General features: G+C 70.7%; 12 protein-coding genes. 8 read left to right on the plus strand and 4 right to left on the minus strand.

Annotated elements, in window-relative coordinates; translation table 11 throughout:
- Positions 1-188: 188 nt before the first annotated feature.
- The 4 genes from J0I43_RS05965 (at position 189) to J0I43_RS05980 (ending at position 6,073) form a co-directional block, all read left to right on the plus strand.
- Entirely contained in the window at positions 189-1,529 is a 1,341-nt protein-coding gene (locus J0I43_RS05965) for a helix-turn-helix domain-containing protein (protein WP_292860482.1), read from the plus strand.
- A gap of 69 nt (positions 1,530-1,598) precedes the next feature.
- Positions 1,599-3,761, plus strand: coding sequence for a 4-alpha-glucanotransferase (malQ, locus tag J0I43_RS05970; RefSeq protein ID WP_292860484.1), 2,163 nt, complete (start codon positions 1,599-1,601; stop codon positions 3,759-3,761).
- Positions 3,762-3,972: 211 nt separating this feature from the next.
- A complete protein-coding gene (locus J0I43_RS05975) occupies positions 3,973-5,520 on the plus strand; it encodes an aldehyde dehydrogenase family protein (RefSeq protein ID WP_292860487.1) in 1,548 nt (515 codons plus the stop codon).
- Positions 5,521-5,659: 139 nt separating this feature from the next.
- Positions 5,660-6,073, plus strand: a complete 414-nt coding sequence (locus J0I43_RS05980) for a DUF779 domain-containing protein (RefSeq protein WP_292860490.1) — start codon at positions 5,660-5,662, stop codon at positions 6,071-6,073.
- Positions 6,074-6,144: 71 nt separating this feature from the next.
- Here J0I43_RS05980 and J0I43_RS05985 read toward each other — a convergent pair whose 3' ends face one another.
- Genes J0I43_RS05985 through J0I43_RS06000 form a run of 4 tightly spaced genes read right to left on the minus strand, consistent with a single transcriptional unit; the run spans position 6,145 to position 9,676 of the window.
- Positions 6,145-6,771: a DNA-binding response regulator gene (locus J0I43_RS05985; protein WP_292860493.1), complete on the minus strand. Its 627-nt coding sequence runs from the start codon at positions 6,769-6,771 to the stop codon at positions 6,145-6,147.
- Positions 6,768-7,919 carry a sensor histidine kinase gene (locus J0I43_RS05990; RefSeq protein ID WP_292860496.1) on the minus strand — a complete coding sequence of 384 codons (1,152 nt, stop codon included), beginning with the start codon at positions 7,917-7,919 and terminating at the stop codon, positions 6,768-6,770. The genes J0I43_RS05985 and J0I43_RS05990 overlap by 4 nt, the downstream gene beginning before the upstream one ends.
- 24 nt (positions 7,920-7,943) lie before the next feature.
- Entirely contained in the window at positions 7,944-8,774 is an 831-nt protein-coding gene (locus J0I43_RS05995; RefSeq protein WP_292860499.1) for an ABC transporter permease, read from the minus strand.
- A complete protein-coding gene (locus J0I43_RS06000) occupies positions 8,771-9,676 on the minus strand; it encodes an ABC transporter ATP-binding protein (protein WP_292860502.1) in 906 nt (301 codons plus the stop codon). The genes J0I43_RS05995 and J0I43_RS06000 overlap by 4 nt, the downstream gene beginning before the upstream one ends.
- Positions 9,677-9,900: 224 nt before the next feature.
- On the opposite strand from J0I43_RS06000, the gene J0I43_RS06005 reads away from it, so the two are divergent.
- The 4 genes from J0I43_RS06005 (at position 9,901) to J0I43_RS06020 (ending at position 15,368) form a co-directional block, all read left to right on the plus strand.
- Entirely contained in the window at positions 9,901-11,541 is a 1,641-nt protein-coding gene (locus J0I43_RS06005; protein ID WP_292860505.1) for an ABC transporter substrate-binding protein, read from the plus strand.
- Between the two features lie 68 nt (positions 11,542-11,609).
- Positions 11,610-12,698 carry an ABC transporter permease gene (locus J0I43_RS06010; RefSeq protein WP_292860508.1) on the plus strand — a complete coding sequence of 363 codons (1,089 nt, stop codon included), beginning with the start codon at positions 11,610-11,612 and terminating at the stop codon, positions 12,696-12,698.
- A gap of 1 nt (position 12,699) precedes the next feature.
- Positions 12,700-13,710, plus strand: coding sequence for an ABC transporter permease (locus J0I43_RS06015; RefSeq protein WP_292860511.1), 1,011 nt, complete (start codon positions 12,700-12,702; stop codon positions 13,708-13,710).
- Positions 13,710-15,368: an ABC transporter ATP-binding protein gene (locus tag J0I43_RS06020; RefSeq protein ID WP_292860514.1), complete on the plus strand. Its 1,659-nt coding sequence runs from the start codon at positions 13,710-13,712 to the stop codon at positions 15,366-15,368. Before J0I43_RS06015 ends, J0I43_RS06020 begins: the two co-directional genes overlap by 1 nt.
- Positions 15,369-15,375 lie beyond the last annotated feature (7 nt).

Below are 15,375 nucleotides of genomic sequence, written 5' to 3' on the forward strand. Positions count from 1 at the left end.
CGCCCGGCCCGGCCCGCCCGGCCCGGCTGGGCCTGATCGGCGTCGCAAAAGCAGGCCGGATCGGCCGCAGGGCGGCCTGCGCGGCCCCGAAGGGTCGATCCGCCCTGCTTTTCGAACGGGTTCCGTTCCATGCGGTCGCCCGCCGACCTAGACTGACGGCACGCTCCTCACCGTCGATCGGAGTCGCCGTGCCCTCGCCGTGGTCGCCCCGGCGCGAGGTCTCGCCGGAGACATCGCGCCTGCTGATCGAGCGCGCGCACGACGAGTTCGTCGGGGGCAATGCCGGTGACCCCCGGCTGCGGCAGGTGCGCGATCTCGTGCAGGACTCGTGGCGGCGCTCGCTCGCCCACCTCGTCGGTCCCGACGGCACGCCGCCGCTCGACCTCAGCGAGGAAGAGATCGAGGCCTACCGCAGCGCTCATCCGCTGGCCGGCGCGATGGACATGATCCGGTCGCTGCTGCTGCCGGAATCGGATGCCGGAGTCGTGGTCGCCGTCGGCGACGCCGCCGGACGCCTCCTCTGGGTGGAGGGCGATCGGCGGGTCCGCGATCTCACCGGCGGCATGGGCTTCGTCGCCGGGGCGAACTGGTCGGAGGACGTCGTCGGCACGTCGGCTCCCGGTACCGCCCTCGCTCTCGGACGGTCGGTGCAGATCCATGGCGCCGAGCACTTCAACCGGCTCGTCGCCCCGTGGTCGTGCACGGCCGCGCCGGTGCACGACCCGGAGACCCGGCGCCTGCTCGGTGTCATCGACGTGACCGGCGGCAGTGAGGCGGCGACCCCGCAGGCGCAGCTGCTGGTGGATGCCACGGCGCGTGCCGTCGAGAGCGAGCTGCTCGTCGCGCGGCTGCGCGCGCGGGCTGCGGCGACGGCGCCCATCCCCGTTCGCCGCGGACCGGCGCGCGGCTCCGTCCGCGCGCCCCGCGCGCCCGAGACGGCGATGCTGCGCGTCCTCGGACGCGAGCGCGCCCTCCTGGAGGTGAGCGGCGCCGACGGCGAGAGGATCGCCGAGATCTCGGGTCGTCATGCCGAGATCCTGCTGCTGCTCGCCGTCCATCCGCAGGGCCTGTCGGCCGACCGGCTGACGGAGCTCGTCTACGGACCCGACGCGGGCGAGAAGACGCTCCGCCCCGAGATGGTGCGGCTGCGCAAAGTGCTCGAGCGCATCGCCCCGCAGCTCGTGCCCCGGTCGCGCCCCTACCGCCTTCCGGCCGAACTCGACACGGACGCCCACCAGGTGATGTCCCTCGTGGGCCGCGGCGCGCATCGGGTGGCCCTCGCGGCCTACCGCGGACCGGTGCTCCCCGACTCGACGGCGCCGGGCGTGGAGGAGTTCCGCGACACCGTGCGGCTCGGCCTGCGCGACGCGCTCCTCACCGAGGCATCCGTCGATGTGCTCCTCGCCTACGTCGAGACGGTCGACGGTCAGCAGGATGCCGAGGTCCTCCGCCTCGCGCTCGAGATGCTGCCCGCGCGATCGCCGCGGCGCGCCGCGCTCGTGACGCGGATCGAGAAGCTCGAGGCCTGACGAGCGTCGCCCCGCGGCGACGGTGGCGGAACCGCGCCCGCCTGGCAGGATGGCGGTACGGAGGTGGCCATGACCGCAGACATCCCGAGCCCCGATGTCCCCGGCGTTCCCGGGGACGCGCTGGTCCGTCTCGCCGACGCGCACGGCATCGCGACCGAGTACTGGTCGTTCTTCGGCGAACGGGTGCAGGTCCCCGCCGCGACGCTGCGCGCTGTGCTGCGGGCGATGGGCGTCGCCGCCGTGACGGATGCCGAGGTCGCCGCCGCGCTCGCCGCCGTCGAGGAACGCCCGTGGCTCGCGCTCCTGCCGGCATCCCACGTCACGCGGCCCGGCGTGCGCTCCCTGTTCGTCCACGTGGTCGACGGCCACGACGTGCGTCTGACGCTCACGTGCGAGGACGGGTCGACGCGAGACCTCGCGATCCCCGCGCAGAATCCCTCGGCCCGGCTCGCGGGCGGCGTGCTGCGGTGGCGGGTGGAGGTGCCGCTGCCGACAGACCTGCCGCTCGGCTGGCACACGGTGTCGGCGACCGAGACGGCGTTCGGCCACAGCGAGCCCGCGCGCACCGCGACGGCGACGCTCGTCATCACCCCCGAGCGCATGCCCGACCCGCCGACGCGGCCCGGGCGCGATCGTGGCTGGGGTCTCATGGCGCAGCTGTACTCGGTGCGCTCACGGGCGTCGTGGGGGCTCGGAGACTTCGCCGACCTCGGCGACCTCGCCGCGATCGCCGGCGGGGAGGGCGCCGACTTCCTCCTCATCAACCCCGTCCACGCGGCGGAGGTCACGAGCCCCATCGAGCCGTCGCCCTACCTCCCGGCGACGCGGCGCTTCCTGGCCCCGCTGTACGTGCGGCCGGAGGACATCCGCGAGGTCGCGTACCTGACGCCCGTCGAGCGCGCCCTCGTAGAGGCCGCCCGCGCCCCGGTCGCCGCGATGGACGCGGACGCCTCCACCCGCATCGACCGCGACGCCGTCTGGGCGGCGAAGCGCGCCGCGCTCGACGCGATCTTCGCCGTGCCGCTCAGCGCCGCTCGCCGCGCCGAGCTCGACGCATTCGCCGCGCGCGAGGGCCGGCCCCTCCAGGACTTCGCGCTGTGGTGCGCCCTCGAGGAGCACTACGACGGCGCCGAGCGACCGGGCGAGGCGTGGGACATCTCCTCCCCGCTCGTCGCCGAGCTCCGTCGCGACCTCGCCGGCCGAGTGGCCTTCCACGTCTGGCTGCAGTGGATCTGCGATCAGCAGCTCGAGCGCGCGCAGGCGGCAGCCGTGGCATCCGGCATGTCGATCGGCGTCATGCACGACCTCGCCGTGGGCGTGCACCAGCGCGGGTCGGATGCCTGGTCGCTGCGCGGGATGTACGCGCGCGGCATGGCCGTCGGCGCGCCGCCGGACATGTACAACCAGCAGGGGCAGACGTGGAATCAGCCGCCGTGGCTGCCGGCCGCGCTCGCCGATGCGGGGTACGCGCCGCTGCGCGACATGATCCGGACGCTCCTGCGCCATGCCGGCGCGCTGCGGATCGACCACGTGATCGGGCTCTTCCGCCTGTGGTGGATCCCCGAGGGACTGTCGCCCGCGGGAGGGACCTACGTGCGCTACGACCACGAGGCGATGATCGGCGTGCTCATGCTCGAGGCCCAGCGCGCGGGTGCGGTGCTCATCGGCGAGGACCTCGGCAACGTCGAGCCCTGGGTGCGCGATTACCTGTCCGCCCGCGGCGTGCTCGGGACCAGCGTGCTGTGGTTCGAGCGAGAGGGCGACGGGTTCGTGCCGCCCGAGCACTACCGCCGGTCGCTGCTCGCGACGGTCAACACGCACGACCTGCCGCCGACCGCCGGCTACCTCGCCGACGAGCACGTCGCCCTGCGCGCGCGGCTCGGTCTGTTGACGCGGCCCGTCGAGGAGGAGCTCGCCGACGCGGACGCCGAGCGCGCCGCCATGCTCGCCCTGCTGCGCGAGCGGGGGCTGCTGGGCGACGCCCCGACCGAGCAGGAGGTCATCGAGGCGCTCTACGCCTTCATCACGGCGACCCCGTCCCAGCTCGTGGGCGTGGCCCTCGTGGATGCCGTCGGCGAACGCCGCACGCAGAACCAGCCGGGCACCGACACCGAGTACCCGAACTGGCAGATCCCGCTCGGGGGACCGGACGGCCGCGCCATGCTGCTCGACGACCTGGCATCCGACCCTCGCCTGCGCTCGCTGCTCGCCGCGGTCGACGCGAGGATCTGACCTTCGCCGTCCCGCGAGAGAACAACCCATCGCCGAGAGCCCGGGTATCACCCGTTCCCTCGGCGATGGCGTGTTCTCTCGAGGTCAGGTGTGGTCGGCCGCGTCCAGTCCGCGACCCGCGCAACGGAATGCAACGTTGCGCGGCGTAGGTTCCTCGGCATCCGAGAAGCGGCGCTGCTGCCGCCCCCGAAGGACTGTCGAAGGAGACATCATGACCATCGTCGAAGAAGGCGTCTCGAGCGTGTACGCCGCCCCCGGTCAGCGCGGCTCGGTCGCCGAGTACCGCCCCCGCTACGGCCACTACATCGGCGGCGAGTTCGTCGAACCCGCGAAGGGCGGGTACTTCGAGAACATCACGCCCGTGACGGGCAAGCCGTTCTGCGAGGTCGGCCGCGGCACCGTCGAAGACATCGACCGCGCGGTGGACGTCGCGTGGAAGGCGTTCGAGTCGTGGAAGAAGACGACACCCGCCGACCGCGCGAACATCCTCAACAAGATCGCCGACCGCATGGAGGCGAACCTCGAGAAGATCGCCGTCGCAGAGACGTGGGAGAACGGCAAGCCCGTTCGCGAGACGCTCGCCGCCGACATCCCGCTCGCGATCGACCACTTCCGCTACTTCGCCGGCGTCCTCCGCGCCCAGGAGGGCACGCTCAGCCAGATCGACGAAGACACCGTCGCGTACCACTTCCACGAACCGTTGGGCGTCGTTGGTCAGATCATCCCGTGGAACTTCCCGATCCTGATGGCCACGTGGAAGCTCGCCCCGGCGCTCGCCGCGGGCAACTGCGTCGTCCTGAAGCCGGCCGAGCAGACCCCGGCATCCATCCTCTTCCTCTTCGACATCATCGGCGATCTGCTGCCGGCGGGCGTCGTGAACATCGTCAACGGGTTCGGCATCGAGGCGGGCGCGCCGCTCGCGCAGCACAAGCGCATCCGCAAGGTCGCCTTCACCGGTGAGACGACGACGGGCCGTCTCATCATGCAGTACGCGTCGCAGAACCTCATCCCGGTGACGCTCGAGCTCGGTGGCAAGAGCGCCAACATCTTCTTCGAGGATGTCGCGCGTCAGCAGGATGCCTACTACGACAAGGCGCTCGAAGGGTTCAGTTTCTTCGCGCTCAATCAGGGCGAGGTCTGCACGTGCCCGTCGCGCGCGCTCATCCAGCGCTCGATCTACGACCAGTTCCTCGGCGATGGACTGGAGCGCGTCGGCAAGATCGTGCAGGGCAACCCGCTCGACCCCGCGACGATGATCGGCGCCCAGGCATCCAACGACCAGCTCGAGAAGATCCTCAGCTACATCGAGATCGGCAAGGCCGAGGGCGCGAAGCTCCTCGCGGGCGGCGAACGGGTCGACCTCGGCGGCGAGCTGTCGGGCGGCTACTACGTGGCGCCGACGGTGTTCGAGGGGCAGAACTCGATGCGCATCTTCCAGGAGGAGATCTTCGGGCCGGTCGTTTCGGTCACGTCGTTCGACGGGTTCGACGACGCGATCCACACCGCGAACGACACCCTGTACGGCCTCGGGGCGGGGGTGTGGAGCCGCTCCGCCGACACGATGTACCGCGCCGGGCGTGCGATCGAGGCGGGCCGTGTCTGGACGAACACGTACCACCAGTACCCGGCGCACGCGGCTTTCGGCGGGTACAAGCAGTCGGGCATCGGCCGGGAGAACCACCTCAAGATGCTCGACCACTACCAGCAGACGAAGAACCTGCTCGTTTCCTACGCGGAAGGCGCGATGGGCTTCTTCTGAGCCCGCGCCACCCCTTGTCCCACTTGGGGCACCGGTTGTCCCACTTGGGGCACTGCTTGTCCCACTTGTGGTCGCTTCCGCGTATCAGAAACAGCCACAAGTGGGACAGGGGCGGGGACAGGGGAGGGAAAAGGATGCCATGACCATCACACTCAGCAGGGTCGCCGTGACGGATGCCGCGGCGGCTCTGCTGCGCCAACTGACGGCGCAGCACGGGCAGCTCATGTTCCACCAGTCCGGCGGGTGCTGCGACGGGAGCGCCCCGATGTGCTTCCCCGTCGGGATGTTCCTCACCGGACCCTCCGACGTGAAGCTCGGCGACCTCGAGGTCGGCCTCGACGACCCGATCGAGGTGTTCATCTCGGCCGCGCAGTTCGAGTACTGGAAGTACACCCACCTCACGATCGACGTCGTGCCCGGTCGGGGTGCGGGCTTCAGCGTCGAGGGGCCGACGGGGAACCGGTTCATCATCCGCTCGCGCATGCTGACGGATGCCGAGTTGGCGGCCTTCGGCCTGGCATCGCACGCCGGCTCCGCCGACGGAGAACCCTGAGGCAGGCCGCTCCGCTCAGAGCCACCCGTTCAACGTCACCCGTTCAGAGCCACCCGTTCAGTGCCACCCGCTCAGAGCCACCCGTTCTCGTCCGCGATGCGGGCGGCGTCGGCGCGGTTGCGCGCCCCGGTCTTGCCGATCGCGGCCGACAGGTGGTTGCGGACGGTGCCCTCGGACAGGTGCAGGGCGCGCGCGATCTCGGCGATCGATCCGCCCGTGCGCGCGAGCGCGACGACGTCGGTCTCGCGTTCGGTCAACGGCGAATCGCCTTGCGCGAGCGAGTCGGCGGCGAGTGCCGGGTCGACGACGCGCAGCCCCTGTTCGACGCGGCGGACCGCGTCGGCGAGCTGGGCGGCGGGCGTGTCCTTCACGACGAAGCCGGCGGCGCCCGCCTGCATCGCGCGTTTGAGGTAGCCCGGGCGGCCGAACGTCGTCACGATGATGACGCGACACGAGGGCAGCGCGGCGCGGAGGTCGGCCGCGGCCTGGATGCCGTCGATGCCGGGCATCTCGATGTCGATGAGCGCCACGTCCGGCGCGGCCGCGCGCGCGGCATCCACCACCTCATCGCCCCGCCCGACCTCGGCGACGACCTCGATGTCGCTCTCGAGGCCGAGCAGCGCCGAGAGCGCACCGCGCACGAGCGCCTGGTCGTCGGCGATCAACAGCCGGATGCCGCCCGGCTTGCCGCCCGTCACAGCCGCACCCGCAGTCGGAACCCGCCGAGGTCGCTGCGCCCGACCGACAGCACGCCGCCCGCCGCCTCGACGCGTTCGCGCAGGCCGGCGAGTCCGTTCCCCCCGCTCGTGTCGGCGGCGGCGACGACGGGACCCATCCCGTCGTCGTCGATCGCGATCTCCGCGGCATCCAGGCGGACGCGGCAAACGGATGCCGCGGCGTGCCGCACCACGTTCGTCACGCCCTCCCGCACGACCCACCCGGCGAGCTCACGCTGCGCGGGCGCGACGGCGTCGATCGACCCGGGGAGGTCGGGCGTGATCCCGGCCGCCTCGAGCGCCGCGCGTGCCGCGACGAGCTCGCCCGCGACGCTCACGCCGCGATAGCCCGCGACCGTCGACCGTACGTCGGCGAGCGCGCCACGGGCGAGCTGTTCGACATCGCCGATCTCGGTGCGGGCACGGGCGGGGTCGGCGTCGACGAGTCGCCCGGCGAGCTCGGCCTTCACCGTGATGACGGTGAGCGAATGACCGAGGATGTCGTGGATGTCGCGGGCCACGCGGGAGCGTTCCCGCTCCACGGCGAGCTGTGCCATCCGGTCCCGCGTGGCGCGCAGTTCGTTCATCGCCGCGAGGTTGCGGGCGAACGCCGCCATCATGGCCGAGATCGACACGATGATCGCCGGGATCCAGAAGACGTTCTCGTCCCACCCCTCGGTGAGCACCCCCGCGAGCACCGCGAGCGCTCCGAGCCCCAGGAGCGCCGCCCAGGTCACGAGGATCGGCATGACCGCCATGCCGATCGCGACGCCGACGTACGTCCAGATCCCTCGCACGCCCCAGCCGATCCAGGGGAAGAGCGTGAACGACAGGGCGAGCAGGATGCCGGCGGGCGCGAGCCGCAGGTGACGCGGCAGGGTCCAGGCCAGGGGCGCGCTCGCAAGAAAGGCGAGCGCGAAGACGATGACCAGCAGGATCCCCGCGACGGTCGCGAGCACTCCGCTCGACTGCGTGACGACATCGGGGGCCACCGTGACGAGCCACAGGAGCGAGAACGCCGCGCCGAGGTACCAGCGCATCGCAGGCCGCGTCGTGAGCGACGCGAACGGCGCACGGACGGGGCCGGAGTGGATCTCCCACCCCGGCCCGCCGAACCGGTCGCTCGTCACGCTCATCACTGTAGGGCGGGCCCGTCAGACGCGCTTCGTGTCGCGCCGGAACGCCCACGTCGTGCCGGCGATGAAGACCGCCAGCCACACGAGCGCGTTCACGAGCCACAGCCCGTCGAAGCCCTCGCCGGTCAGGGGCGAGCGGGCGAGCTCTCCGATGCCGTACACGGGTGTGAAGTGCGCGAGCGTCTGCATGAAGTCGGGCATGCTGCTGAGCGGGTAGAAGAGGCCGCCGAGGAACGACAGGAACACGACGACGAGGCTCGTCACCTGCGCGGCGTTCTCGCTCGGCATGAGGTACCCGACGAAGAGGCCGAGCGTCGTGAAGACGGCGCCCGCGAGCACCCAGCCGACGAGTCCTGTGCCGATCCACTGCACGGGGCTCAGCTGGATGCCGCTGATCGCGCCCGCGATGTACGTGGCGACGACCGCGAGCAGGCCCAGCACCATGCCCGCGATCATCTTGATGATGACGTTGACGACGGGGTTCAGCGGGGTGAGGCGCAGTTGGCGGCTCCAGCCCTGCGCGCGTTCGACGGCGACGGCGGCTCCCGTCTGCGTCGCCGACATCATCGCGCCGTAGAGCGCCATCGACACCATGATGTAGGCGGCGACGGACACTCCGCCCTGAGCGACGGGCACGTCGGTGAGGGCCTCGTCGCGCAACGGCAGCCCGATGAGCACGTACATGACGACCGGGAAGGCGATCGTGAAGAACAGCGTGCGCCGGTTGCGCAGCCGGCGGACCAGCTCGATGCGCAGGTAGGTGAGAGTGAATCCACCGAGCGGCGGGACGCGCCGGTCGAGCGTGACGCGCTCGTTGGCCGTCGCCGAGGGGAGGGATGCCGTGCTCATGCGGATGCTCCTTCGGAGGTGAGGGCGAGGAAGACGCTCTCGAGGTTCTGCGCCGTGATCTCGACGTCGCGGGCGGTGGTCTGGGTCAGCAGGTAGCGGGCCGCGGCATCCGAGTCCTTCGTGTGGATCGTGATGCGGTCGCCCGCGCACTCGACGTCGCTCGCGCCGGGGAGGGCGGCGAGGGATGCCGGGTCGGCGCCGGGCAGTGTCGCCCGCACGATGCGACCCGACACCAGGTTCTTGATCTCGGCGGTGGTGCCGTCCGCGACGATGCGCCCGCGGCTCATCAGCACGATGCGGTCGGCGTACTCGTCGGCTTCGTCGAGGTAGTGCGTCGCGAACAGGACGGTGCGACCGCGCGCGGCATCCGTGCGGATCGCGTTCCAGAACGCGCGCCGGCCCTCGACATCCATTCCGGTGGTCGGTTCGTCGAGGATGAGGAGGCCGGGGTCGCTGAGGAGGGCCATCGCGAACCGCAGGCGCTGCTGCTGGCCGCCCGAGCAGACGCCGACGCGGCGGTCGGCGATCTCGGTGATGCCCGCGCGCCGCATGACCTCGTCGAGGGGGCGCGTGTAGGCGAACAGGCTCGCCGTGAGCGCCAGCGTCTCGCGGACGGTGATGTCCTTCAGGAGCCCGCCGGTCTGCAGCACGGCCGAGACGAGGCCGTGCGCGATCGCGCCGCGCGGGGTCTCGCCGAAGATGCGGACCGCGCCCGCGTCGGGATCGGCGAGCCCCAGCAGCATGTCGATCGTCGTCGTCTTGCCGGCGCCGTTCGGTCCGAGGAAGGCGACGATCTCGCCCGGGCGCACGCGCAGATCGACGCCGTCGACCGCACGGACGGTGCCGTAGCTCTTGCGCAGCCCCGCGGCATCCACCGCGAGGGGAGTCTGGTTCTCGTTCATGTTCCGACTCTCTCGCTGGCCGGATCCATGGGCCTCACACGGGCGTCATCGATCGCCCGTGACATCCGTCACCCGTCCCGCATCGGGGAGCGCGGAGAGCGGCACTGGGTTTCAGTCTCGTTACGAAGTGAGCGCGAACCCTGCAACCGCGACCCGCCGGGTGAAAGATAGCCCAATGGCCCCGTCACCCTGCGGGGCGCCCTTCACACAGCAGAGGTATTCGAATGGCACTGCATCACTCCACGCGCGCGCGCCTGATCGGCGCCGCTTCGGCGCTCGGCGTCGCGACGCTCCTTCTGGCGGGCTGTTCCGGCGGCGGCACGACCGGCGGCGCCTCCGGCGGCGGCGACGCCTCGGGCGAGCCCATCATCGTCGGCACCACCGACAAGGTCACGACGCTCGACCCCGCCGGCTCCTACGACAACGGCTCGCTCGCCGTGCAGACGCAGGTCTTCCCGTATCTCGTCAACACCGACTACAACTCCAACGAGGTCGTCCCCGACCTCGCCGAGTCGGCCGAGTTCACCGCGCCCAACGAGTACACCGTGAAGCTCCCGGCGGGTCTGAAGTGGTCCAACGGCCATGACCTGACGAGCTCGGACGTGAAGTTCTCGTTCGACCGCAACGTGAAGATCGCCGACCCGAACGGCGCGTCGAGCCTCCTCTACAACCTCGACAGCGTCGAGACGCCCGACGACACGACCGTCGTCTTCAAGCTGAAGACCGACAACGACCAGGTCTTCCCGTTCATCCTGACGAGCTTCCCGGGCGCGATCGTCGACGAGGAGGTCTTCTCGGCCGACGCGGTCACGCCCGACCAGGACATCGTCGACGCGGACGCGTTCGGCGGCCCCTACAAGATCACCTCGTGGGACTTCAACAAGTCGGTCGAGTTCACCCCGAACGAGAACTACAAGGGCCTCCTCGACGCGCCCGTCAACGGCGGCGTCATCCTGAGCTACTTCGCCGAGTCGTCGAACCTCAAGCTCGCCGTGCAGCAGGGTGACGTGGATGTCGCGTACCGCAGCCTCTCGGCGACCGACGTCGAGGACCTGAAGGGCAACGACGCCGTCAAGGTCGTCGACGGCCCCGGCGGCGAGATCCGCTACATCGTGTTCAACTTCAACACGCAGCCGTACGGCGCGACGACCACCGAGGCCGACCCGGCCAAGGCGCTCGCCGTCCGTCAGGCCGTCGCCGATCTCGTCGACCGCGACGCGATCAGCGAGCAGGTCTACAAGGGCACCTACACGCCGCTCTACTCGTACGTCCCCGAGGGCTTCGCCGGCGCGACCGACGCGCTGAAGGGTCTCTACGGCGACGGCAACGGTGGGCCGGATGCCGCGAAGGCGAAGGCCACGCTCGAGGCGGCCGGCGTCACGACGCCCGTTCAGCTCAGCCTGCAGTACAGCCCGGACCACTACGGCCCCTCGTCGGGTGACGAGTACGCGCTGGTCAAGTCGCAGCTCGAGAAGGACGGCCTGTTCCAGGTCGACCTGCAGTCGACCGAGTGGGTGCAGTACTCGAAGGACCGCACCGCCGACGTCTACCCCGCGTACCAGCTCGGCTGGTTCCCGGACTACTCCGACGCCGACAACTACCTGACGCCGTTCTTCCTGAAGGACAACTTCCTCGGCAACCACTACGACAACCCGGCGGTCAACGACCTGATCCTCCAGCAGGCGGTCGAGACGGACGCCGCCACGCGCAAGGCGGACATCGAGAAGATCCAGCAGCTCGTCGCCGCTGACCTCTCCACGGTGCCGCTGCTGCAGGGTGCTCAGGTCGCGGTGACCGGCAAGGACGTCAGCGGGGTCACCCTCGACGCGTCGTTCAAGCTGCGTTTCGCGCCCATCACCAAGTAGGACACCCGTCCGGACCCCCGCGCACCGAATCCCGGCGCGCGGGGGTCCGTTCCGTAAGGTAGACATCCATGACCATCGACGCTGCGGTCACCGAGCCGCCGCCCGCCCTCGAGGTGACCGGGCGCCGCGGATCCGGGGGGAGCACCCTCGCCCGGTACATCCTGATCCGGTTCCTGCTCATCTTCCCGACGGTGCTGATCCTCGTGACGCTCGTGTTCTTCCTCATCCGGATGACGGGCGACCCGATCACCGCCGCCCTCGGAGGGCGCCTACCGGCCGACCAACTCGCCGAGCGCATCCACGAGGCGGGGTACGACCGCAACATCTTCATCCAGTACTTCGAGTACCTGGGCCAGATCTTCACCTTCGACTTCGGCACGACGATCACCGACAAGCAGCCCGTGATCCACGTGCTCGCGACGTACGGTCTCGCGACGCTGGAGCTCGTGCTCTACTCCCTCGTCGTCGCCTTCATCGTCGGCATCCCGCTCGGCATGGTCGCCGCCGCGATGCGGGACCGGTGGCCGGATGCCGTGCTGCGCGTGTCGGCCATCCTCTTCTACGCGACGCCCGTCTTCTTCGCGGGCCTCGTCGCCAAGCTCGTCTTCTCGGTGTGGCTCGGCTGGCTGCCCGTCTCGGGGCGCGCGAACGTGCGGACCGAGATCGCGCTGAATCGCGACGGCGGGACCGGTATCTACCTCATCGACGCGATCGCGAGCGGCAACCCGAACTACGTCTGGGACGTCCTCTCGCACGCGATCCTGCCGGCCCTCACGCTGGGCCTTCTCACGGCCGGGATCTTCCTGCGACTCGTCCGCACCAACGTCATCGGCACGTACAACATGCCGTACATCGACGCCGCCCGCTCCCGCGGTGTGCGGGAGAGCCGGCTCGTGCGGACGCACGCATACAAGCCCGCGCTCATCCCGATCATCACGGTCATCGGCCTGCAGATCGCGCTCATGCTCGGTGGCGCCGTGCTGACCGAGACGACCTTCGAGTGGAAGGGACTCGGCTTCCAGCTGGCCGCATACCTCTCCGCGCGCGACTTCGTGGCCGTGCAGGGCATCGTCGCGATGATCGCGATCATCGTCGCGGTGACGAACTTCCTCGTGGACATCATCGCCGCGTTCATCGACCCGCGAGTGAGGTACTGAGATGGCGCGCCGCCCGATCATCGACCGCCTCCCTGTCGTCCACCAGCTGCGCCAGAGCGTCGGGCTCCAGCGCGGCATGCTCGTCGCCGGACTCGTCCTCACGGGCGTGTTCGTCCTCATGGCCCTCCTCGCGCCGTGGATCGCGCCGTACAGCTACAGCCAGCTGACGTATGCCGACGGCTCCAACTTCGGCGCACAGCAGCCGCCGAGCGCGCAGCATCTCCTGGGCACCACGGTCGGCGGGTACGACGTGCTCTCCCGGGTCATCTGGGGGGCGCAGACCGCCCTGATGGTCGTCGTCGTGGCGATCGCGATGTCGGTGTTCATCGGCATCCTTCTGGGGCTTCTCTCCGGCTACCTCGGCGGCTGGGTCGATCGCCTGCTGGTGGTCGTGGCGGATGCCATCTACGCGTTCCCGACGCTCCTCCTCGCGATCGTCGTGGCGATCGCGATCTCGGGGGGCCAGTCCGATCTCCGCTCGGGCATCATCGCGGCCGCGGCATCCATCACCGTCGTCTTCATCCCGCAGTACTTCCGGGTCGTGCGGGCGGAGGTCGTCCGGGTGAAGAGCGAGGCGTTCGTCGAGTCGGCGAAGGTCATCGGCGCCTCGACGCCGCGCGTCATGTTCCGGCATGTGCTGCGCAACTCGACGCGGACGCTGCCCCTCATCGTGACGCTCAACGCCTCCGAGGCGATCTCGACGCTAGCCGCGCTCGGCTTCCTCGGGTTCGGCATCCAGCCGACGGCCGCGGCCGAGTGGGGCTACGACCTCAACAAGTCGATCTCGGACGTCGCCGCCGGCATCTGGTGGACGGCGATCCCGCCGGGCGTCGCGATCGTGCTGACGATCCTCGGGATCACCCTCATCGGCGAGAGCCTCAACGACCTCGCCGACCCGCGCCTGCGCGCGCGGCGCCGCTCGGGCGGGAAGGCCAAGGCGGCGCAGACCCCCGCCGACGCCGTCGCCGCGACGCAGCCGACCGCGCAGGAGTTCCTCGGAGAGGTGCCGTGATGAGCCCCAACGAACAGCTCGCCGTCGAGATCCGCGATCTCGACATCACCTTCTCGACCGACGGCGGTGATGTGCACGCCGTGCGTGATGTGTCGCTCGACGTGCACCCCGGCGAGGTGCTGGCGATCGTCGGCGAGTCCGGCAGCGGCAAGACGGTGACGGCGCGGTCGATTCTGGGGCTCCTGCCCGAGACGGCGACCTCGCGCGGCGCCGTGATCCTCGACGGCACGGAGGTCGTGGGGCTCTCCGGCGAGAAGCTGCGGGAGGTGCGCGGCACGAAGGCTGCGATGATCTTCCAGGAGCCCTCGACGGCGCTGAACCCCGTCTTCACCGTGGGCTGGCAGCTCGCGGAAGGCCTGCGGGCGCACGGCGAGTACTCGAAGGCGGATGCCAAGGCCACGGCTGTCGAGATGCTCCGCCGCGTCGGCATCCCCGAGCCCGAGCGTCGCGTGAACGACTACCCGCACCAGTTCTCCGGCGGTCAGAAGCAGCGCATCGTCATCGCGATGGCGCTCGCCCTGAACCCCGCGGTGATCCTCGCCGACGAGCCGACGACGGCACTGGATGTCACGGTGCAGGCGGAGATCCTTGACCTGCTCCGGCGGCTGCGCGACGAGACCGGTACGGCGATCGTGCTCATCACGCACAACATGGGCGTCGTCGCCGACCTCGCTGACCGCGTGGCGGTCATGCTGAACGGCGAGCTCGTCGAGACGGGGCCCGTACGGGAGATCTTCGCGGACCCTCGCCACGAGTACACGCGCAAGCTCCTCGCGGCGGTGCCGCGCGTGCAGCTCGTCGACCGGCCGCTGCCGGCGTCGGTCGCCGCGGAGGCCACGCCCGTCGTCGAGGCGAAGGGGCTCGTGATCGAGTACCCCGGGCGCCTGGGGAGCCCGACATTCCGTGCCGTGCACGGGATCGACTTCGCGATCCGCCCCGGCGAGGTGCTGGGGCTCGTCGGCGAGTCGGGATCGGGGAAGACCACGATCGGCCGGGCGATCGCGGGCCTCACGCCCGTCGTGGGCGGGTCGCTGAGGGTGCTCGGCACCGAGATGAACGGGGTGCGCGAGCGCGAGTTCCGGAAGCGCCGCAAGGACCTCGGGTTCGTCTTCCAGGATCCGGCGACGAGTTTCAACCCGCTGCTGACGATCGCGGAGTGCGTCGCCGAGCCGCTCATCGTGCACGGGGGTGCGCGCGACGCGGCATCCGCCCGCGACAAGGTCGACGAGCTCCTCGAGGCGGTGCAGCTGCCGAAGGCCTTCGGCGACCGCTACCCGCACGAGCTGTCGGGCGGCCAGCGCCAGCGCGCGTCGCTGGCGCGGGCGCTCGCGCTCGATCCGAAGCTGCTGATCGCCGACGAGCCGACGAGCGCGCTCGACGTGTCGGTGCAGGCGCGCGTGCTCGAGCTGTTCGGCGAGCTTCAGGAGCGGTTCGGGTTCGCGACGCTCTTCATCACGCACGACCTCGCGGTCGTCGATCTGCTCGCGCATCGCGTCGTCGTGCTGCACCGAGGTCGCATCGCGGAGGAGGGGCGCACCGCCGACGTGCTCGGGAACCCGCGGGACGCCTACACCCGCAAGCTCATCGCGTCGCTCCCCGTGCCCGACCCTGCCGAGCAGGCGGTACGCCGGGCGGCGTGGGAGGCCGAACGGAGCTGAGCGTCGC

The organism is Microbacterium sp., assembly GCF_017305435.1.
Taxonomy (GTDB): domain Bacteria; phylum Actinomycetota; class Actinomycetes; order Actinomycetales; family Microbacteriaceae; genus Microbacterium.

What these genes read in the sequence shown, in the direction of transcription:
- malQ (WP_292860484.1), top strand. Translation starts at nt 1,599, where the DNA reads ATGACCGCAGACATCCCGAGCCCCGATGTCCCCGGCGTTCCCGGGGAC.
- J0I43_RS05975 (WP_292860487.1), top strand. Translation starts at nt 3,973, where the DNA reads ATGACCATCGTCGAAGAAGGCGTCTCGAGCGTGTACGCCGCCCCCGGT.
- J0I43_RS05980 (WP_292860490.1), top strand. Translation starts at nt 5,660, where the DNA reads ATGACCATCACACTCAGCAGGGTCGCCGTGACGGATGCCGCGGCGGCT.
- J0I43_RS05995 (WP_292860499.1), bottom strand. Translation starts at nt 8,774, where the DNA reads ATGAGCACGGCATCCCTCCCCTCGGCGACGGCCAACGAGCGCGTCACG.
- J0I43_RS06000 (WP_292860502.1), bottom strand. Translation starts at nt 9,676, where the DNA reads ATGAACGAGAACCAGACTCCCCTCGCGGTGGATGCCGCGGGGCTGCGC.
- J0I43_RS06005 (WP_292860505.1), top strand. Translation starts at nt 9,901, where the DNA reads ATGGCACTGCATCACTCCACGCGCGCGCGCCTGATCGGCGCCGCTTCG.
- J0I43_RS06010 (WP_292860508.1), top strand. Translation starts at nt 11,610, where the DNA reads ATGACCATCGACGCTGCGGTCACCGAGCCGCCGCCCGCCCTCGAGGTG.
- J0I43_RS06015 (WP_292860511.1), top strand. Translation starts at nt 12,700, where the DNA reads ATGGCGCGCCGCCCGATCATCGACCGCCTCCCTGTCGTCCACCAGCTG.
- J0I43_RS06020 (WP_292860514.1), top strand. Translation starts at nt 13,710, where the DNA reads ATGAGCCCCAACGAACAGCTCGCCGTCGAGATCCGCGATCTCGACATC.